This is a genomic window from Microcoleus sp. T2B6, assembly GCF_036700475.1.
GTDB lineage: Bacteria > Cyanobacteriota > Cyanobacteriia > Cyanobacteriales > Microcoleaceae > Microcoleus.
Map to the genome: position 1 here is coordinate 25082 of NZ_JAUBOZ010000063.1, position 20279 is coordinate 45360.

The 20279-nt window shown below is 46.3% G+C and carries 17 protein-coding genes; 11 read left to right on the top strand and 6 right to left on the bottom strand.

Going from position 1 to position 20279, the window contains the following annotated elements; translation table 11 throughout:
* Window positions 1-23: 23 nt before the first annotated feature.
* From QUA00_RS23850 to QUA00_RS23865, 4 genes are all read left to right on the top strand, one after another.
* Window positions 24-2198, top strand: coding sequence for an EAL domain-containing protein (locus QUA00_RS23850; protein WP_333411322.1), 2175 nt, complete (start codon window positions 24-26; stop codon window positions 2196-2198).
* A 179-nt stretch (window positions 2199-2377) separates the two neighbouring features.
* On the top strand, window positions 2378-3325 hold the full coding sequence (locus QUA00_RS23855) for an NAD(P)-dependent alcohol dehydrogenase (RefSeq protein WP_333411323.1): 948 nt from the start codon (window positions 2378-2380) through the stop codon (window positions 3323-3325).
* A gap of 710 nt (window positions 3326-4035) precedes the next feature.
* Window positions 4036-4803, top strand: coding sequence for a twin-arginine translocase subunit TatC (gene tatC / locus QUA00_RS23860; RefSeq protein ID WP_333106556.1), 768 nt, complete (start codon window positions 4036-4038; stop codon window positions 4801-4803).
* 670 nt (window positions 4804-5473) lie between these two features.
* Window positions 5474-6886, top strand: coding sequence for a calcium-binding protein (locus QUA00_RS23865; RefSeq protein WP_333144446.1), 1413 nt, complete (start codon window positions 5474-5476; stop codon window positions 6884-6886).
* 293 nt (window positions 6887-7179) lie between these two features.
* On the opposite strand, the gene QUA00_RS23870 is transcribed toward QUA00_RS23865, so the two are convergent.
* On the bottom strand, window positions 7180-7488 hold the full coding sequence (locus QUA00_RS23870; protein WP_006631236.1) for a carbon dioxide-concentrating mechanism protein CcmK: 309 nt from the start codon (window positions 7486-7488) through the stop codon (window positions 7180-7182).
* Window positions 7489-7899: 411 nt separating this feature from the next.
* Window positions 7900-8217, bottom strand: a complete 318-nt coding sequence (locus QUA00_RS23875; RefSeq protein ID WP_190661639.1) for a DUF3067 family protein — start codon at window positions 8215-8217, stop codon at window positions 7900-7902.
* Between the two features lie 214 nt (window positions 8218-8431).
* Between QUA00_RS23875 and petC the strand changes: the two genes are divergently transcribed.
* The 6 genes from petC (at window position 8432) to QUA00_RS23905 (ending at window position 13781) form a co-directional block, all read left to right on the top strand.
* Window positions 8432-8974: a cytochrome b6-f complex iron-sulfur subunit gene (petC, locus tag QUA00_RS23880; RefSeq protein ID WP_333062057.1), complete on the top strand. Its 543-nt coding sequence runs from the start codon at window positions 8432-8434 to the stop codon at window positions 8972-8974.
* A 165-nt stretch (window positions 8975-9139) separates the two neighbouring features.
* Window positions 9140-10129 carry a cytochrome f gene (petA, locus tag QUA00_RS23885; RefSeq protein ID WP_333144448.1) on the top strand — a complete coding sequence of 330 codons (990 nt, stop codon included), beginning with the start codon at window positions 9140-9142 and terminating at the stop codon, window positions 10127-10129.
* 296 nt (window positions 10130-10425) lie between these two features.
* On the top strand, window positions 10426-11277 hold the full coding sequence (locus tag QUA00_RS23890) for an alpha/beta fold hydrolase (protein ID WP_333144449.1): 852 nt from the start codon (window positions 10426-10428) through the stop codon (window positions 11275-11277).
* A 160-nt stretch (window positions 11278-11437) separates the two neighbouring features.
* The gene (gene psbQ, locus QUA00_RS23895) at window positions 11438-11881 is read left to right on the top strand and encodes a photosystem II protein PsbQ (protein ID WP_333144450.1); all 444 of its coding nucleotides are present in this window, start codon (window positions 11438-11440) and stop codon (window positions 11879-11881) included.
* Between the two features lie 238 nt (window positions 11882-12119).
* The gene (locus QUA00_RS23900) at window positions 12120-13247 is read left to right on the top strand and encodes an FAD-dependent oxidoreductase (RefSeq protein WP_333411324.1); all 1128 of its coding nucleotides are present in this window, start codon (window positions 12120-12122) and stop codon (window positions 13245-13247) included.
* Between the two features lie 51 nt (window positions 13248-13298).
* Window positions 13299-13781, top strand: a complete 483-nt coding sequence (locus QUA00_RS23905) for a hypothetical protein (protein WP_333411325.1) — start codon at window positions 13299-13301, stop codon at window positions 13779-13781.
* A gap of 5 nt (window positions 13782-13786) precedes the next feature.
* Here QUA00_RS23905 and QUA00_RS23910 read toward each other — a convergent pair whose 3' ends face one another.
* From QUA00_RS23910 to QUA00_RS23925, 4 genes are all read right to left on the bottom strand, one after another.
* Complete coding sequence (locus tag QUA00_RS23910) at window positions 13787-14134, bottom strand: hypothetical protein (RefSeq protein ID WP_333411326.1); 348 nt, start codon at window positions 14132-14134, stop codon at window positions 13787-13789.
* Window positions 14122-14706 carry a hypothetical protein gene (locus QUA00_RS23915; RefSeq protein ID WP_333411327.1) on the bottom strand — a complete coding sequence of 195 codons (585 nt, stop codon included), beginning with the start codon at window positions 14704-14706 and terminating at the stop codon, window positions 14122-14124. The genes QUA00_RS23910 and QUA00_RS23915 overlap by 13 nt, the downstream gene beginning before the upstream one ends.
* Before the next feature lie 124 nt (window positions 14707-14830).
* Entirely contained in the window at window positions 14831-15247 is a 417-nt protein-coding gene (locus QUA00_RS23920) for an NUDIX hydrolase (protein ID WP_333411328.1), read from the bottom strand.
* 410 nt (window positions 15248-15657) lie between these two features.
* Window positions 15658-18288, bottom strand: coding sequence for a M1 family metallopeptidase (locus tag QUA00_RS23925; RefSeq protein WP_333411329.1), 2631 nt, complete (start codon window positions 18286-18288; stop codon window positions 15658-15660).
* A 691-nt stretch (window positions 18289-18979) separates the two neighbouring features.
* Between QUA00_RS23925 and QUA00_RS23930 the strand changes: the two genes are divergently transcribed.
* Window positions 18980-20062 carry a class I fructose-bisphosphate aldolase gene (locus tag QUA00_RS23930; RefSeq protein WP_333411330.1) on the top strand — a complete coding sequence of 361 codons (1083 nt, stop codon included), beginning with the start codon at window positions 18980-18982 and terminating at the stop codon, window positions 20060-20062.
* Window positions 20063-20279 lie beyond the last annotated feature (217 nt).

Here is a 20279-nt window from a genome sequence, read left to right on the forward strand (position 1 = left end):
AGCAGGAAACTAGGGAAATCAGTATGATTGTCGATAGAACTAGGGATAGGGTTAGCGATCGAGCTACAAACTACCGAGGCAATATTTTAATTGTTGACGATCTGCCTGATAACCTGCGTCTGCTCAGGGATACTTTGAGGGCAGAGGGTTATAAAGTTCGCAGTGCTATAACAGGGGCAATGGCGCTCAGAGCCGCCCAATCGCCATCGACGGAATTAATCTTACTAGACATTAAATTGCCTGATATTGATGGTTATGAAGTTTGCCGAGAATTAAAATCTGACGAGCGCACTGCCGACATTCCAATAATTTTTTTGAGTGCGCTAAATGAAACCTTTAATAAGGTGCAAGGGCTGGCTGCTGGAGGGGTAGATTATATTGCTAAGCCCTTTCAAGTCGAAGAAGTATTAGCTCGTGTCGAAACCCACCTAACGATCAGAAGGCTGCAACAAAGCCTCCAAAAGCAGAATTTACGTCTCTTAATAGAAATTGAAGAACGGCAACGTCTCGAAGAGTCTCTTTTTGCCGAAAAGGAATTGGCTCAAGTGACACTGCAATCCATTGGCGATGCGGTCATTACTACGGATGCCCAAGGTAATGTGAGATATTTCAATCCTATAGCTGAGCGACTGACAGGCTGGAAAACTCATGAGGTTCAAGGAGTTCCTTTCTCTACAGTCTTCCTAATTGTTGATCAAGTAACGCGCGAGCCAGTAGAGAATCCTATAAACAAGGCTCTATTAGAGGAGCGAATTGTGACCTTAGCTCACAATACTATTCTGATTGGCCATGATGGAACCGAGTATCCCATTGCTGACTCGGCAGCACCGATTCGAGACCGTCAAGGTCAAATTATCGGGGCAGTCATGGTCTTTCATGATGTTACGGAAGCGCGCTATCTCACCCATAAACTCTCTTGGGAAGCCAGTCACGACGCCCTGACGGGGTTAATCAACCGTCGAAGATTTGAGCAGCACCTAGTTGATGCGATCGCCTCTGTTAAAGACAGCAATCAGCAGCACGCTCTCTGTTATTTAGATTTAGATCAGTTCAAAGTCGTTAACGATACCGCAGGTCATATTGCTGGCGATGAGCTACTGCGCCAAATCACCGCACTTATTCAAAAGGGAGTCCGTGCTAATGATATGCTGGCTCGCTTGGGAGGTGATGAATTTGGTATTTTGCTCACTCAATGTTCAATCTCTCAAGCAACTCAGATTGCCGAAAACCTCAAAGACCTAGTGCATCAGTTTCGGTTTATGTGGAATGGCAAAACCTTTATCATCGGAGTCAGCATTGGAGTTGTTGCCATTGACCCAACCAGCCGAGATTTGATGGAGCTTCTGGGAGCGGCTGATGCAGCTTGTTATGCCGCCAAAGCCAGAGGGCGCAACTGTGTTCATATTTATAGTCTAGATGATGACGAACTAATTAAACAACGTGGTGAGAGACAGTTGATTTCCCAAATCAGCCGAGCGCTGGAAACTAATCGTTTTTGTCTCTACTACCAAAAGATTGTCTCTATTACCTCTAAACCCTTAGTAGAGCATTATGAGATTTTGATTAGAATGCTGGACGAAAATGGAAAAATAGTATCTCCAGCTCAGTTTATTCCAGCCGCAGAGCGTTACGGCTTGATAACTGAGATCGATTGTTGGGTCATCGAAACTTTTTTCTCTAACTATCACAAATTGCCGGAGAAAGATATTCTTAGTCAAGGCTTGTACACGATAAATCTTTCTGGGGCTAGCATTAGTAACAATCAGTTTATGAGGTTTTTAATCGAACAATTTTCTCGCTACCAAGTCCCCCCACAAACCATTGGTTTTGAAATCACGGAAACCGCAGCAATCGCGAATTTTGAGCAAGCGAGATATTTCATGAGCGAACTCAAAAAAATTGGCTGTTGCTTTGCTTTAGATGATTTTGGCAGTGGATTGAGTTCGTTTGCTTATCTGATGAATTTACCAGTTGATTATCTAAAAATTGATGGTGCTTTTGTCAAGAATATTAGTCAGAATTTGATTTCTCAAGCGCTCGTTGAAGGGTTTAATCGTATTGCCCATGCGATGAATCTTCAAACTATAGCTGAGTTTGTCGAAGACGAGACTATCTTAGAAAAATTGCGGGAGATAGGAGTAGATTATGCTCAGGGTTATGGGATCGCCCGCCCTGTTCCTATTAACTTTAATCCCTAGTCGATCGCACGCTCGCCCGCGGGCCCATTGCCTCACGCCTGCGCCGTGTCTGGAGGCCTCCAAGAGTCGATCGCCCGCTGCTACAAGGCTAGCTCAATTTCCTGTGTCACATTTAGATCGAATGTGCTGTAATTGTAAAGGATTGAGTGTTCTATTGGAAATAAACCGGAAAATTTGCCATGAAAGCAGTTGCGTTCGATCGCTACGGTTCAGCCGAGGAATTGCAGTACCGAGAATTGGAAAAGCCGATCGCCAAATCCAACGAATTGTTAGTGCGAGTTCGCGCTAGCAGCGTCAATCCCGTAGACTGGAAAATCCGGCAAGGACACCTGCAACTATTAACAGGATTTAACTTTCCTCGAATAGTCGGTTCAGACATATCGGGAGTTGTCGTGGAAGTCGGCCGGGAAGTCACCAAATTTCAACCCGGAGATGAAGTTTATACTTTCTTAAATCCCATCAGTGGCGGTGCTTGTGCCGAATACGCGATCGTGCCAGAATCGGATGCCGCCTTTAAACCGAAAAACATCACTCATGCAGAAGCAGCAGCAGTACCGATCGCAGGTTTAACTGCTTTGCAATCGCTCAGGGATTTGGGTCAAATTCAAGCAGGAAACAAAGTATTGATTAACGGCGCTTCCGGCGGAGTCGGCACTTTTGCCGTGCAAGTTGCGAAAGCAATGAACGCGGAAGTAACGGGAGTTTGCAGCGCTAAAAATAGAGAATTTGTCAAGAGTTTGGGAGCGGATTTTGTTCTGGATTACGCAGAAATTGACTTTACTCAACAGCCAGAAAAATATGATATAATCTTGGATGCTGTCGGGACAAGAACATTTGCTGAATGCGAAAAAGTGCTGCAACCAGAGGGAGTTTATATCTCGACTTTGCCGAGTTTCGACAACCTCGCACCGATGTTAACGAGCTGGTTAATATCGGGCAAAAAAGCTAAATTTATTTTAGCCAATGCCAACACTAGCGATTTAGGGGCTTTGCGGGAGTTAATAGAATCCGATAAAGTTGAGCCGATTGTCGATCGCACTTACAGCTTACAAGAAGTAGCAGCAGCCCACGCTTACAGCGAAACCGGTCGCGCGGTGGGCAAAATTGCGATCGTGATTGATGGCTAAAAAAAATTATGGCTAACCAATGGGCTTAAAGTAAAAAGAGCGATCGCCCTTAATCCAGAAACTGATTTCTGCTACCACCTGCACCCAAGACTAATAAACGTAAAACCTAAATAAAATCAACAATACCTATGACTGTGCCCTCAGACTTGGAGACATCCGAACAAGGTTCCGACAACAACCTAGAACAAGTTAGCCGGGAAAATAGCATTGAACCCATCGCCGATGATTTAGTGGATGTCAGTAACTTAGAAGACGAAGAAGTTAGCGAGGGAAATAGCATTGCACCCATCGCCGATGATTTAGAGGCTGTCAGTAACTTAGAAGACGAAGCAGTTAGCGAGGAAAATAGTATTGCACCCATCGCCGAGGATTTAGAGGCTGTCAGTAACTTAGAAGACGAAGCAGTTAGCGAGGAAAATAGCATTGCACCCATCGCCGATGATTTAGTGGATGTCAGTAACTTAGAAGACGAAGCAGTTAGCGAGGAAAATAGCATTGCACCAATCGCCGATGATTTAGAGGCTGTCAGTAACTTAGAAGACGAAGCAGTTAGCGAGGAAAATAGCATTGCCCCAATCGCCGAGGATTTAGAGGCTGTCAGTAACTTAGAAGATAAAAAAGTTAGAGCTAAAAATAGCATTGCATCCATCGCCGATGATTTCGATGGTGTCAGTAACTTAGAAGACAAAGCAGTTATCCCGGAAAATAACATTGCACTAATCGCCGACAGTTTTCTGGGTTCCCGCAACTTAGAAAACGAATTTCTAGACGAACTTCCCGACGAAGTTGAAATGTCTTTATTCGACCATTTAGAAGAATTGCGTCAGCGACTTTTCTACTCGCTAATTGCAGTAGTAATCGCTGTAATCGGTTGCTTTTTCACAGTTAAACCCATCGTGCAACTGCTCGAAGTACCGGCCGGGCCCGTCAAATTTCTGCAACTAGCTCCCGGCGAGTATTTCTTTGTTTCTATCGAAGTAGCCGGATACAGCGGTTTGCTCATCGCCAGTCCGTTTATTTTTTACCAGATAGCGCTGTTTGTTCTCCCCGGTTTGACTCGGAAAGAACGCAGGTTGCTGGGGCCGGTGTTTTTCGGTTCGAGTTTCCTCTTTTTGGGCGGGTTAGTCTTTGCTTACATCGCTCTGATTCCGGCGGCGCTTAATTTCTTTGTTACCTATGGGGCGGATGTTGTAGAGCAGTTGTGGTCGATCGACAAATACTTTAAATTTGTGCTGCTGTTAATGTTCAGCACCGGCTTAGCTTTTCAAATCCCGATCGTCCAAGTATTGCTCGGCGTTTTGGGCATAGTTTCTTCTAACCAAATGCTCTCCGGCTGGCGGTATGTAGTCTTGGGAGCGGCAGTTTTGGGAGCGGTTTTAACGCCTTCTACTGACCCTTTAACGCAAAGTCTTTTAGGAGGTGCGGTGCTGAGCTTGTATTTTGGCGGGGTTGGTTTGGTGAAGCTTTTAGGGCGGTGAGAATTAAGAATAGCAGACAATGTAAAAGTTACCGAACATCTGAATTTTAAAATTGTCTGCTATTTTTAGCCGAGATTGCGATTGTTGTCAACTTATCTTAAAAACATTGCTTCAGTTATTTTGAGGGCGAATTGAGTATTTACCTCTGGCAGCTTATAAAGATTGTGTAAAGCTAAGCTTTTGAGATATGTGAGTAAGTTGATTGTTTTATATTAGCATCATTGCTGATTTAGCAATTTTTCAATAAGTTTTACCAATAAGAAATCCAATTCGCATTAGCAAAGTTTAGTGTGCCATGTCTGGGGCTAAGGTTTTTAGCCTAAATTCACACTATTTTTTAGGTGCTCTCGCTGGCAATCATAAGTTATTTTAATGATTAAATTTTTAAGGTTTGCATCAAGATTTCGGACGAGCCGATCCTTAGTATTCGCTTTAGAGATAACATACCGACACAGTGAAATTACTGAACAAGAACGTAAAACTTCGGCAAGAGAGTCAACCTGGATCACTGAAGTCTAGCTATATCTTTTGAGTTTCCTGACTGCCTAAGATAGGAAACTTTTTGGTTTTTTGGGTGGATTTTTTAGTAAGTTCATTTGAAAAATCCACACTGTAGATTTTTACCTTTTTGACGGTTTCAGTTTCTTAATCTCAATCGGAAATTAAATATATGGCACCAATACCTGGCACTTCGGGCCCTGACTACTTATACGGCGCTGGCCCTTTCATTGATAGCGATGACACCATCTATGGTCTGGCTGGCAATGACACTCTCGATGGTGATCTTGGCAGTGATAGTCTCGATGGTGGAAGTGAAGATGACCTCCTCTATGGTGGAAGTCAAGATTATCCTTCCGACGTTAATACTCTGCTTGGTGGACTTGGCAATGACAGTCTCTATGGAGGAGGCCGAGCTTATGACTTGCTCGACGGCGGAGCAGGCAATGATTATGTGCTTGGTGACTACACTGGCAATAATAATAGAGACCAGCTAACAATTGGTAACGATGACACGCTCTACGGTGGAGAAGGAAATGACACGCTCTACGGTTGGCGTGGTAGTGACATTCTATATGGCGGAGTTGGCAACGATCAACTCGACGGCGGCTTCGAGAACGATTTGCTCAATGGCGACGATGGCGATGACACTCTGTCTGATGGCAGTGGTCTCTTAGGTTATGGTGGTACCCCTGCCATCAACGGCAACGACACTCTCAACGGCGGCAGGGGTAATGACTATCTCGATGGCGGGGTTGGGAATGACTTCCTCAATGGAGGGGATGGCATCGACACAGTATCGTACATAAGTGCCAGAAGTGGTATCAATCTACAGTTGGCGCCTATCGGTGACGGGTCTGGGTTAGGTCGGGCTCTCGATGGATTCGGCGGTATAGCATCCAGGGGGGCGCCCCCGCCGATCGTAATAGAGAACGGTGTAGACTCACTCTCTGGCATTGAAGTCGTTATAGGTTCTAGTTTCAACGACACCCTAGTTGGCGGGAGTAGCAATGAAACACTCTTGGGCGGGGCCGGTAATGACTCTTTGTCGGGTCGTGCTGGGAATGACTTGCTCAATGGCGGGGATGGCATCGACACAGTATCTTACAGTTTTGGAGGAACTGGCGTCTATCTCCAGTTGGGGGCAGTCGGCGACGGGTCTGGGTTAGGTCGGGCTTCCGACGGGCAGGGCGGCATAGACTCGCTCTCCGGCATCGAAGTAGCGATAGGTTCTAGGTATAACGATACTCTCCTTGGTGGAGACGGCAGCGAAACGTTGATTGGCGGGGCCGGCGACGACTTATTGTTTGGCTTCAGTGGCGATGACTATCTCGTTGGTGGCAGAGGGGCTGACAAGTTTAGGCTTTGGAAGGGTTGGGGGACAGATACGATTGCTGACTTCAAACCAGGTGAAGATAAACTGTTGGTACGTTCTCGCGCTCCGTTGGCAGACATCACTTTTGGGTCGATTAATAATGGTTTAGATACGGAAATTCGTCAGGTTGGAAGCCCTACCGCTATAGGGATTCTGAAGGGAGTTTCGAGTGCTTCTATCATTCCTGCCCGTGATTTCATTAGTGGTTGATTGTATGGTCTGCATCGATCGATAGGTGACAACAATCGCCTAAAACCCATGAGGAATATCGCTTTTATTCGAGTCCAGATCCCCCTAAATCCCCCTTAAGAAGGGGAGTAGGGGTTGACTTTGATGTGACTCTTGTCCCCCCCTTCTTAAGGGGGGCTAGGGGGGATCTGGGCCGATCCGATGCAACCGGATTTGATATGAATTAGCCCCAAAAAATATAGAGGTGCGATCGCCCGCGCCTCTATAATTACTAAAACTTAAAATTCAACACCAAAGTTTTGTCAAAACTTTGACTACATTCGGAACTGTTCTACTTCAGGAGTGTAGCCGATCGGCAAAACGTAATCCAGATTCTCGTGGGGACGAGCAATTATGTGATACGATAGCAACTTTCCGCCATCGACCTTTTTAACTGATTCAATTCCAGCAGCAACGGCTGCTTGCACTTCAGAAACATCTCCTCGCACTATAATTGTCCAGTAGGCGCGGGTTATTTTCTCATAGCGAACTAAAGTAACACGGGCTGCTTTCACCATTGAGTCCGCAACTTCTACTGCAGCGGGAAATCCTAAGACTTCAACCATTCCCAGTGCAACACCCATTACAACATTCTCCTAAATTTCACAAGATATCTGACACTCATTGTAGGTGAAATTGTTGACAGAAATTGGTTCCGATGATTTTGGTAAGCATGAAGGACGATCGCCCAAAATTTAAAAAGCCCCTAAAAAGCCCCAGAAACTGTTGCGGCATTTAAATCCCACAGTGGGCGGGGCGCAGCAAAGCCCGCCACACAAGACTTTGAATCAAAACACCTGTGCAAATTAGATGCGCCACAGCTTAGTTTCTCACCAGCAGCAAGTCGTATGACAAGCTCGCCGATCGATTTTAGGGACTTTAGGCTCAACTAATCCAGCCACGGCGCGACACAAAACTTTAGGGAACTCCCCCAGATCCCGGCTGTGGAGTCAATCTAAAATCTAAAATCTAAAATCTAAAATCGACTGACTGATTCAAAACTCGTCTAGCAACCACTCCGAGGCTCTTTCACCCAAATCGAGGGGAACGCTGACAGCTTTACCCAAGCGCGGGCGATCGCGAGTAGTTACGATATATTCTCTAACCTGTTCAGTGCTCCCCCAGCCGTTGAGGTAATTGGCCACTGCATCCAAATGCTCGAAATAATCAGCCTCCGTCATCGGAAAAGATGCCTGTTCTAGATATTTCCACATAACTTGCACAAAAATCTTGCCTCGTGTTCGCCGCAATCTGATATCGTAAGACTTTCCCCATTTTTCTAGCAGTAGCTGGTGTAAATCCTTGCCCGTCATGGTTGCTCCTGAGTTAATCCATTAAACAATAAAAGACAAAGTTCAAAAAATGTAATAATACTCTAATAAAGGCTGGAAGGCGCATTCTTAAAAGGAATTTTCGCGGCCTAAAATTTGTGCGAGCAGATTAACGGCAATTATCCTCCTTCCTCTGCACGTACAGGTTCGCTAACAGCTAACAAACAAACGTAACTTAAAACCGTAAAGGCAGGTCATGGCTCAATCTTCTGCTGGAAATCCCGATGTTCCCGATATGGGGCGTCGCCAATTTATGAATTTGCTGACGTTCGGTACAGTCACAGGTGTGGCACTGGGCGCACTCTATCCCGTTGTCCAATATTTTGTTCCTCCGTCGAGTGGGGCAGTTGGCGGCGGAGTCACAGCTAAAGATGCTTTGGGTAACGACATCATCGTTAGCGAATATTTGGCTTCGCACCCTGCGGGCGATCGCAGCTTAGCCCAAGGTCTCAAAGGCGACCCCACCTATGTTGTGGTGAAAGAAGACTTATCTATCGCCGACTACGGCATCAATGCAGTCTGCACTCACTTGGGTTGCGTCGTGCCTTGGAATGTTAGCGAAAACAAGTTTATCTGTCCTTGCCACGGTTCTCAATACAACAATGAGGGCAAAGTGGTGCGCGGCCCCGCGCCTTTGTCTCTGGCCCTGGCCCACGCCACTGTCGCAGATGACAAGATCGCTTTTACAACTTGGACAGAAACTGATTTCCGCACCGGCGAAGCACCTTGGTGGTCTTAAACTATTTTGGATTTTAGATTTGAGATTTTAGATAGGGGGTGAATGGTGAAAACCACAGATAAGTGCATCCCTAAACCAGTCTAATAATCCAAAATCCAAAATCCAAAATCCAAAATCCAAAATCCAAAATCCAAAATTGTCTGACCTTTGAGATTGAATACTCTAATGCCACAAACTAATTTATCTGCGATATTTCGCCGCAGTGCCAGGACGATCGCGAAAACTGCCTTAATTGCGATCGCCGCAGCAGGATTTTTCCTCACCAGCGACATCGCACTTCCCCAAGCAGCATTTGCTTACCCTTTCTGGGCTCAGCAAACAGCACCCGCTACTCCCCGCGAAGCAACAGGCCGCATTGTTTGCGCTAACTGTCACCTCGGTGCAAAAGTGACTGAAGTGGAAGTGCCGCAATCTGTTTTGCCTGACACAGTGTTTGAAGCTATTGTCAAGATTCCCTACGATACTAGCGTGCAACAAGTTGTCGGCGACGGCAGCAAAGGTGGCTTGAATATCGGCGCAGTTGTGATGTTGCCCGAAGGTTTCAAGATTGCTCCCGCTGACAGAATTCCCGAAGAAATGAAGGAAAAAGTCGGCGATCTTTACTTCCAACCTTACAGCGAAACCCAAGAAAATATTCTTTTAGTGGGCCCGGTGCCGGGAGAACAGTACAAAGAATTGGTATTCCCAGTTTTGTCGCCGAATCCGGAAACTGACAAGTCGGTTCACTACGGCAAATACCAAATTTATGTCGGAGGCAACCGCGGTCGCGGTCAGGTTTATCCTACTGGCGAAAAGAGCAATAATACTGTTTACAATGCTTCGGTAGCTGGCACCATTTCTAAGATTGCTCAACCTGAAGATGGCGGTTATCAAGTGACAATTCAACCTGCCGAAGGTGCAGCCGTTGTTGATACGATTCCCGCAGGCCCAGAACTGATTGTTACCGAAGGACAAACAGTTGCAGCAGGCGAACTTTTGACGAATAATCCTAATGTGGGCGGCTTCGGTCAAAAAGACGTGGAGATTGTGCTGCAAAGTGCCGATCGCGTTAAAGGATTGATGGCTTTCGTGGCTTTGACCATGCTGGCTCAAATTATGCTGGTTCTCAAGAAGAAACAGGTCGAAAAAGTTCAAGCTGCTGAAATGAATTTCTAAGCGCGGCTGTAATTAGTTGGGTAATACCAATTTAATGTGAAGTTGCACATATCTCGATCCCCCTAAATCCCCCTGGTTGTTGGGGAGTAGGGGTTGACTTTGAGAAGAATCTTGTCCCCCCCTTTGTAGGGGCGGTGCGACCCCTACTCCCCGTGCCCGCCCTCTTGGCTAGGGGGGATCGGATTCTACGGAGCCTCATAAAAAATTGGTATAAGGTGCGGATGTGCACACCCAACTATTAGGTAAGTAGGGCGGGGAATCCCCGCCTTATTGTTTGATAAATAACCAGTAAAATAATGTCAATTGATGAGAAAATAGTTGAAGTAGGCCCGCTGCAATGGTTTTATCGGGAAACAAATCCGGTTAACGAAACTGGTAAACCGCCCGTACTGCTGCTGCATGGTTTGCCGTCCCAAAGTTTTACCTGGACTGTAATGATGCCGGATTTGGCGGCCCAGGGATTTAGATCGATCGCCCCAGATTGGGTGGGTTACGGGCGATCGACAAAACCAGACAAGCGCGACTTTGCCTACACTCCCGATGCTTTTGTTGACGCCCTCGCTGGCTTTATTCAAGCTCTAGAATTAGACCGATTTTACCTCGTTGTCCAAGGATTTTTAGCTTCAGCCGGTATTCAATACGCTTTGCGGAATCCAGATAAAATTGAGCGTTTAGCTGTCATCAATACACCAGTTTCAGCAGATATAAAATTGCCTTGGAAAATGCAGCAGTTGGGGCTGCCTTTTATTGGCGATATGATGACGCAAGACCCGCTTTTGGTTGACAGAACTCTCGAAGGTGGCAGCGGCCAGACAATATCAGACAAGGATTTAGATGTTTACCGCCGCCCGTTTTTGAAGAGTTCGGATGCAGGTCGATCGCTGATGAATACAGTCCGCAATATTCAATTGCCGCAGTCAATGGCCGAAATTGAATCCGGCTTGAAAGCATGGACTCGACCAACTTTATTTGTCTGGGGTTTGACAGACCCTTGGCTGAGTGTTGAACCTGCTAAAAAGCTAGTCGGTTCCCTGCAAAATGCAGAGTTAGTCACACTGGAACAAGCGGGGCATTATCCTCAAGAACATTGGTCAGAAAAAGTTGGCGATGCTGTGATAACTTTTCTGCGCCGCCAGGAGGTAAAATAATATTTTGTACATAACTCTCGGTGCTAGGTCAGTGAACCAGCTCATCGCCGAGCTGCATTCCCTGGCAGAGCCTTGGAACGAACACGAGCAACCCCGTACCCGCCCTGTGCCCGCTCGCAACGAGCAATCTAAAATCTAAAATCTAAAATCTAAAATCGACATGACTCGTCCCCGTTCAATTTTTGCCTTGATGATGGCGTTTTTGATGGCATTTCTGGTTAGTTGCAGTAGTGTCGAAGCAAAAGTTCCAACGACTTACACAGCAGCCCAGATCCAGCAAATTCAGCGTTATGTTCCTACCCTGACAGAGTTGCGATCGCGCATGGATAAACTGGGAACCCTAATTCAAAAACGGAATTGGGTTGATACCAGAACTTACATTCACGGGCCTCTAGGCGACTTGCGGAATGTAATGAAAACCGTCTCTGGGAGTTTGTTGCCTAGTTCTCAACAGCAAGCTGTTGATTTAACTAAGAGTTTGTTTACCGATTTGGTTAACATTGACCTTGCTGCTAAAGAGCTTGACTATGCAAAAGTCACGGCCAGCTATCAAAAAGCTGTCAATGATTTCGATACCTTCTTGCAGCTAATTCCTAAAGCTTAATTAGCTTTAACTCACATCTTGTATCATGGTCAAAAACAGGCAAGATGCCTGTTCCACAAAGAAAGAATTAGTTTTCTTGTGGGGCGTATCATTGTCAAAAACAGGCAAGATGCCTGTTCCACAAAGAAAGAATTAGTGTTCTTGTGGGGCGGGCATCTTGCCCGTCCGCAAAAGGTTTATATGGACAAAACCTAGGAAGCAGTTAATCTAAAATCTAAAATCTAAAATCTAAAATTGAATGGTTCGTGTTGCAATTATTGGTTGCGGTATTGTTGGGGCTTCGATCGCCTTTGAACTAAGTCAATTTCCCGAACTGCAAGTTACTGTGTTCGACAAACAGCCGCCGGCACAAGGTTCTACTGGCGCTGCACTCGGTGTTTTGATGGGAGTTATCAGCCACAAAACTAAGGGCAGAAATTGGCAGTTGAGGGAAACCAGCCTTCAGCGCTACGAAACTTTGATTCCCGAATTGGAAGCAGTTACGGGGCGAAAAATTCCTTTTAACAAACAAGGAATTTTAATGCTTTGTTCGGAGGGAGAGGATTTAAGTAAGTGGGAAAAATTGATAGCCACTCGCGAGTCTCAAGGTTGGCAATTGGAACTTTGGGATGTAGAACGAGTGCGCGATCGCTGCCCTCATCTCTCTTTAAACGATCAGATTATTGCTGCGATTTATTCGCCTCAAGACCGGCAAGTCGATCCGACGGCGCTAACTTTGGCTTTGGTTGATGCTGCTGAACTCAAAGGAGTTAATTTTGAGTTTGGAGTGGAAGTTCAAGGAATTACTCAGTTGGATTCTCAGGTGTCTCAAATTCAACTCGCATCTTCCATTGCTGTCAATAAGTCTTGTGGAACAGGCATCTTGCCTGTTGCTGAAAATTTCGATCGACTAATTGTGTGCGCTGGTTTGGGTTCTGCTGCTGTGACTGCATCGTTAAATCAGTTGGTTGACATTCGCCCGGTGTTGGGACAAGCGCTGCATTTGCTGACGCCCAATCCTGTAGGAAACCCAGATTTTAGCCCGGTAATTACTTGCGATGACGTTCACATTGTCCCTGTGGGAAATCAGGAATTTTGGGTGGGGGCGACGGTGGAGTTTTCCGAAAATGGCGGGGAAATTCAGGCGAATGCTGATATGTTGGCGCAAGTGATGGCGAGGGCGACATCCCTTTATCCGGGCTTAGCATTCGCCTCAATCATCAGGAAATGGTCAGGATTGCGCCCGCGGCCGGAAGGGCGGCCGGCTCCAATTATCGGAACGCTTCCCGGTAACGATCGCGTTCTCATCGCCAGCGGCCACTATCGCAACGGTGTTCTGCTGGCCCCTGCAACAGCGCGATCGATTCGAGAAATGATTTTGCAATAATTAACAAATGTTAATATAATCAAGATAGCAATTCATATCTTATATCTAAATATGTCCGACAAACCTTTAGGTAAACCCCGCTCTTTGTGGCGAGTCATTTTGCTGTCGGCAGTCAGCTTGCTGCTATATTACGGATGGTACAAATGGATTATTCAAGAAGAATTGCGTCGCTATAACGGCAGCGGTTGGTCGGGAACCCTTTGCTTGCTTCCTTTTGTTTTAGGAGTAGCCGTCCCCCAAGCTTTGCGGATATTCGACCCTGACGTTCCCGGATGGTTTGGTTGGTTTTCCTTGCTGGGTATTGCTTGGATTTACATCGTGCAGTTCAAACTTTACAACACAGTTAATGAATTGTACCGCCAAGAAGGAATCAAAGAACCGCTAACAGTTTGGTGGCTTTTTGTACCCGGTTTAAATTTAGTTGTCGGCTTGCGGCAAATTCACTTTTTGAGCCAGTTTTGGGCGAGAAAACAGGGAATTGAAGTTAAGGATAACTTAGCCGAAAGTATTCCTTTCCTCTCAGCTAACGCTTAAATAAATTAAGCTCCAATCGCTTGACGCTGCGAGTAAATTTCTTCTATAAGCAGGTCACGCAGTTCATCCGCAATGTCCGTGGGAGGGTTGCCTGCGAGGGCGCGTCCAATCAGCCGTTCTGCTTGCCGGAGTTGGGCACACTCAATGGCAAGTACGGCGGCGCTCCGATGCAGTATAGAACGAGTAGGCTCAAAATCCCATTCGTTTGCTACTAAATCCGCTGCCGCCCGTTCTTTCGCAAAGGCGGCTCTGGTGAGTGCAGTCACTTGGTCGATATCACCGCACTGACGGGCGAAAACTGCTCGATCGACCAGTTCCATTGCTTCGTGGTGAAGGGCTTCTATGGTCTGCATTTTTTGACGATCCGTGCTTTGGGAGTACCGAACTCAATTACAGATACATAGCCAGGAGCTACGTCATCTGAAGGGCGGATTTGTTCTAATTTTATGTTAACTCTGGCTTGAATAATGCTGTCAGAACCTTTACGAATCCCGGAGACTTCTAAGCGGGCTTTACGCTGAAATAGCGTGCCTGGATCTTCGAGCGAACCCAGCCAAAAGTCAAAACCTAACCCTTTACCTTTGACAGAACGTTCGATGATGGTGAGTCCAGTGAGGTGAGGCATGATCAACGCCGCGATACCGTAGGCTCCATATTCAGTGGCAACTTCTCGATCGGCGTTGAAGCGACGGATGGTATCATCGATCGCATCCCATTGAATTTGGATTTCACAAGGTTGAATCCCCTCGATTGTCAGCTTCACAGGGATAGAGTGTCCTCCATCGTCGAGGCAAACGGCGGCGGCATCTGCACAGATGGCTCCGAAGGTGAGTGACCAGCCTGGACGTTCGGGCTTGTTGTCGCGCAGGTCATTGAGGGAGAGAATTTTAATCGGGTTAAGGTAGGTCATCAGAGGAGATGGCATGGCGATCGCATCTCCAGAATCTTACAGCATATACTCTTGAGTCATTTTGTTTTTTTAGCGGGTTCACCCGAATTTATGGTTGAAAACCAAAGTATTGGTAAACCCGCCCTTACCGAGCGACGCTTCACCAGAACCTATTAGGCAAATCGGCCAAAATGAGTTTGAGTTCCGGTTCATTAACCCGCTTAATTGCTTTAGGAATACTTACCCACTGCCGCTTTCTTTTGCTAGCTTCGGGCCAAATTTCCAGAACTGCTTGCACTTCCATTAAAAATACTCCTACCAGCCAAGTACAGCCGGACTTTTGATACTCGTAAGTTCCTAGCAAATCCGGGAACACTTTACCCAACAAACCTGCTTCTTCCCAAGCTTCCTTGGCGGCGGAATCTTGGGGAGTCATGTCAGGTTCAATTAATCCTTTGGGAATCACCCAGCGCTTGCTAGCCGAAGAAGTAATCAGCATTACTTCAATTTGTCCCTCTTGAATACGATAGGGAATTACCCCCGATTGCTCTATCAATACAGCGGTTCTTATACTCATAATTTCTGCAATATTTCTGGGTGAAAAAGATGCTATAGCCTTTCTCAGTAACATGAGGTACCCGACGTGCATAGGGCATAGGGCATAGGGCATAGGGCATAGGGCATAGGGCATAGGGCATAGGGCATAGGGCATACCTCACCACGCTTGAGAACCGCTATACTACTTCATCAAAGGTTTACAAATTTAAAAAAAATTGCATTCTGATTCTCTATAATTCCTCAGTTGAGACAACAAAGTCGAGAATAAAGATATTTGGTTTTTCCCCTCTGTGGAAAATAGGAAATTCCCCGGCACTCCCACTGAACAATAATATTATTATAATAACTGCGCCAAATCCTCTACCGACAAGCAGATAAAAGCCGATCGCCAATATCTGCCTTTATCTGCGCCGGTATGGGGTTTTACACCTAATCTTTCTTCGCCTTAGCCTCCAAATTTTCCATCCGACTCCTCAAATCTTGATTCTCCTTTTTCACCTGGTCTAATTCCTCCCGCAACTGCTTTACCGCTGCATCAGAACCAGCATTTTTCTGCACTCTTTGCACTGCTTCATCAGCCATGCGGCGGACGCGGCCATCGGGAGTTTGGTCAGCTAAAGAACGCAAAATGCGAATTGCTTTGCGAGTTTGCATTTGTCCTAATCCCACTACTACAGAGACTTGAGTCAAGAAAAACGTCTCTTTAGATAATTCTGCCAATCGCTGCAAAATCCGTTCTAAATTGACCTTCGTTTGACCACTCGAAATTGTACCCAAAGCTCGAATTGCAGCCAAGCGCAAAGCTTGCGGAGTACCGACGGCTGTGTATTTCAATATTAAATTCAGCGCATCTTCCGAAGTTTTCATCTGCGCCAAACCGGAGATCGCACCCGATCGCACTACCTCATTCCACCCCTGACGCTCTTTCAGCACCAATTTTAACTCTTTCAGTACCTGTTCGTCGGTCGGTTTTTCGTCGGGGTTAGCCGCTGCAATTGAGCCCATAGCACTCGCTGCGGCGGCTTCTACATAATAGCTGTCGTCGCCTTTTTCGACGATCGATCTCAGCGCTTTATAAGTTTCGTGAGTTTGGATTTTACCCAGCGCATTCACCACAGCGCGACGAACACGAGCATCTTTATCTTTTAAACCACTTACTAAACCTTCAAAAACTTGGTCGAGTTTAATTTCAACTAACTGACCGGCAACTTCTGCCCGTACTGCCCAGAACGGCTCTTTCTTGAGAACTTCTGACAGCGTTTTCACCGCTTCCAGCCCTCCCTTCTTCGCCACAGCTTGGGCAGCGTAAATCCGCGAAACCGGGTCTGGATCGAACTGCAACTGAGCTTTTAGTTCCGCAATTCCATACTCTAAAACAACAGTCTTTAAGTATTTATTGCCGACATCAAAACTGATAAATGCAGGCTTCTCTTCGAGAGGGAAATAGAAGCTTTGCTCGCGCTCATGCACTCGGACTGTGAAAGTTTTTAGGTTCGGGGTTGAACGTGCCCAACTGTCATCGTTTGCTTCTTTTTCTGGCTTGTAACCGAAGCCGATCGGAATTTTCAGATCGAATACATCTTTGCTGTTGCCGTTGCCATTTTTGCTGTCTTTCACCTGAGTTTGAGTGACAGTAACTTTTGCTAATTTGCTGTCACCATCCCAGGAATAAGCAACCTTATAATCTGGATGACCGCCACGATAAACGTACTGGTCAAACAAAAACATGAGATTGCGACCGGTAGCCTTTTCTATCGCCCTGAGCAAATCGATCGTTTCTACAGTTTTGTGAGCGTTATCCCGCACAAAAGTGTGAATTGCTTTGTAAAATAATTCGTCGCCCAACTCGGCGCGAATCATGTGATAGACGCAAGCACCTTTTTCGTACAAATGGCGATCGTACAATTCAATGGCTTCGCGGTAAACGTGAGTAACCATCGGCCGGCGGTAGCGGGAACTATCTTCAGCTAAATAACTGCGGGCTTCATTTAACATATAGTAAGCCGCGTCTTCTTTGCCATATTCTTTATCAGTCCACAGCACCTCGGAATAAGAAGCCATGCCTTCTTTCAGCCAAGCGTGAGACCAATGTTTAATTACTACTAAATCGCCGAACCATTGGTGAGCCAATTCGTGGGCGACTAAGCTTTCAGTACCTCGATTGTCGAGGGCGGCGCGTTCGTCTAGCAAGCACCTATCTGTTAGCAAAGTTGTCGAAGTATTTTCCATACCGCCGAAGATGAAATCATCCACGCAGACTTGAGCGTATTTGGGAAAAGGGTAAGGATAGCCAAATGCTTCCGAGAAGAATTCAATCATTTGAGGCGTTTTGCCCATGCTGCGCTTAGCGTCTGCTTCGCGGCTTCTTTCCACGTAATAATTAACTGGTTTGCCGTTCCATTCGTCTTTAATTTCGGCGAAATCTCCGACTGCTAAGGTCATTAAGTACGTCGGGTGTACCTGGGTTTGCGACCAGTGATAAATTTTCTCGTCGCCGTCGTTTTTTGTGCTAATTAATTCACCGTTGGAGATGGCAAAAAGTTGCCTGGGAACTCGCACTCGAATTTCCGAAGTTGCCAACTGTCCGGGATAGTCGAAACAGGGAAACCAGAAGCGGGAATCTTCGTCTTCGCCTTGAGTCCAAACTTGTGTTGGTTTGTCTGGATAGTTTTTGTCCGGGCCGACGAAATAAAGGCCGCGTTGGGGTTTTTCGACCGAGTATTCGATCGCAATAGTAATTGGTTGGTAAGCTTCTGTTGGTTCGTGCAGTTGAATTTGCAGCACTTCGCCGTCGCTGTCGAAATTTTGCTCGGTTTCGCCAACTTTTACCGATTCAATGTTCAAGTTGACCGCATCTAAGGTTAATTTGTCAATGCCGCTGCGGACGGGATTGATGCGGATGCTGCAAGTGCCGCGAAAGCTTTGTTTGGGAATATTCAGCACTAAGTCGAGGAAAATGTGTTCTACTTGACCAGGGCGATCCGGGTTGTAATGCGGCCTGGCACCGGGCATCTCGAAGGATTTGTGAGCGTTTTCAGAATCGAAGTAAGTATTTGACATTGTGATGGCAAAGTTGTGAGTCGAGCGGCGATCGCTGGCAGCGCCGATCCGGCTGAACTGCCAGCTTATTATAGAGTAGCGCGTCCTAGCTGCTGTTGTCGCTAACTTGTTAAAAACTGGGTCTATCGTTGAGGGGATGGAAAATATGATTTTTTCGTTACAATATCACCAAGGCTAATGTCTGCAATCATCAGCCTGCAATTGAAATTGAGAGGGAAATCTGCGTCAGTAACTCAACCCTAAAGGGATTGAGCTTGTAAGAGAAATTCTTGCAAGCTGTACTGACCAGCCTAAGTCTTAATTGACTACGTTTTTTGAGTCACGACACCCCGGAATGCGTAGCTAGTTCCTTGCTCTGTCATCTGCAATTAAACAGTTTTAAAGTCACTGAAACAGTGTTGCAGGTCGAAAAAGCTCTTAAAACATTGACCGACAAGCTAACATTACCCCGAAAGGGAGGCTCAATTGAGCGAACCATTATGCGTACAGGGTTGGGAAGTTTGAGATGGTAATTGTCAAGCGCGAAAGTGCATTACAAAAGTACACCAAATTGAACAACTCCAAGGCGGTAATGGGTAAAGAAAGATTCAATGCGGTTGAAACCGCTTGTGTGATCCACGCTCGCGTAGCCGAAGTGTCATTGTCCTCTCAGGGCTAAAGCCACTGAGTTTCGCACTTACTGAGATTTTTTATGACAGCTACACTATCAGTTCCCAATTCCATCGAGTCTTGGCTGGGCGACGAAGCCGAAGACTTGCTCACCCATGAAGCAAAAGTTTCTAAAGATTTTTTGCACCTGCCGGGCCCGGATTGGGTCGATCGCATTTTTGCTCAAACCGATCGATCTCCTCAAGTTTTGCGATCGCTTCAGCAACTCTATTCTAGCGGACGCTTGGCGAATACCGGCTATTTATCCATCCTGCCAGTAGACCAAGGAATCGAACACTCGGCGGCCGCTTCTTTTGCACCAAATCCCATTTATTTTGACAGCGAAAACATCATCAAACTAGCAATCTCTGCAGGCTGCAATGCTGTCGCGACAACGCTGGGAGTTTTGGGAAGCGTATCTCGCAAGTACGCGCACAAAATCCCTTTTATTGTCAAGCTCAATCACAACGAGTTGCTGACTTATCCCAATCAATACGACCAAATAATGTTTGCTTCTGTAGAACAAGCTTGGAATTTGGGAGCAACAGCAGTCGGAGCAACAATTTATTTTGGTTCCCCGGAATCGACGCGGCAAATCCAAGAAGTTAGTCAAGCTTTTGCACAGGCTCACGAATACGGAATGGCGACTATTCTGTGGTGCTACCTCCGCAACGATATCTTTAAACAAGACCAAGATTATCACATTGCGGCAGATTTAACCGGGCAAGCAAATCACTTGGGAGTGACAATTCAAGCTGATATTATCAAGCAAAAATTGCCCGAATGCAACAACGGCTATGCAGCAGTTGCTAAAGCTAGCGGTCACAGTTACGGCAAAACCGACAAGCGCGTTTATTCGGATCTAACAACGGATCACCCGATCGATCTAACTCGCTATCAAGTGCTCAACTGTTATGCGGGAAGGATGGGTTTAATTAACTCCGGCGGTGCTTCCGGGAAAAGCGATTTTGCAGAAGCAATTCGCACGGCGGTAATCAACAAGCGCGCTGGCGGCTGCGGCTTAATTTCCGGTCGCAAAACTTTTCAGCGTCCCTTTGAAGAAGGCGTAAAATTGTTCAACGCCATTCAAGATGTTTATTTGTCGCCTGAAATCTCGATCGCCTAAAAATTTACCGCACTCAATATCACCACCTAAACCTAGCGTTCACCTTACGCACAAATTCCCCTAAACGTAGGGTGCACACTGTGCACCTTACATGATTAAAATTCCTTAATCTGGCGTTGCAACTTAGGAATGAGAATTAAATAACTTCCACAAGTTTGTGGGATGGGCGTCCCGCCCGTCCACAAATGACGGGCGGGTCGCCCAAACCACAATAAAA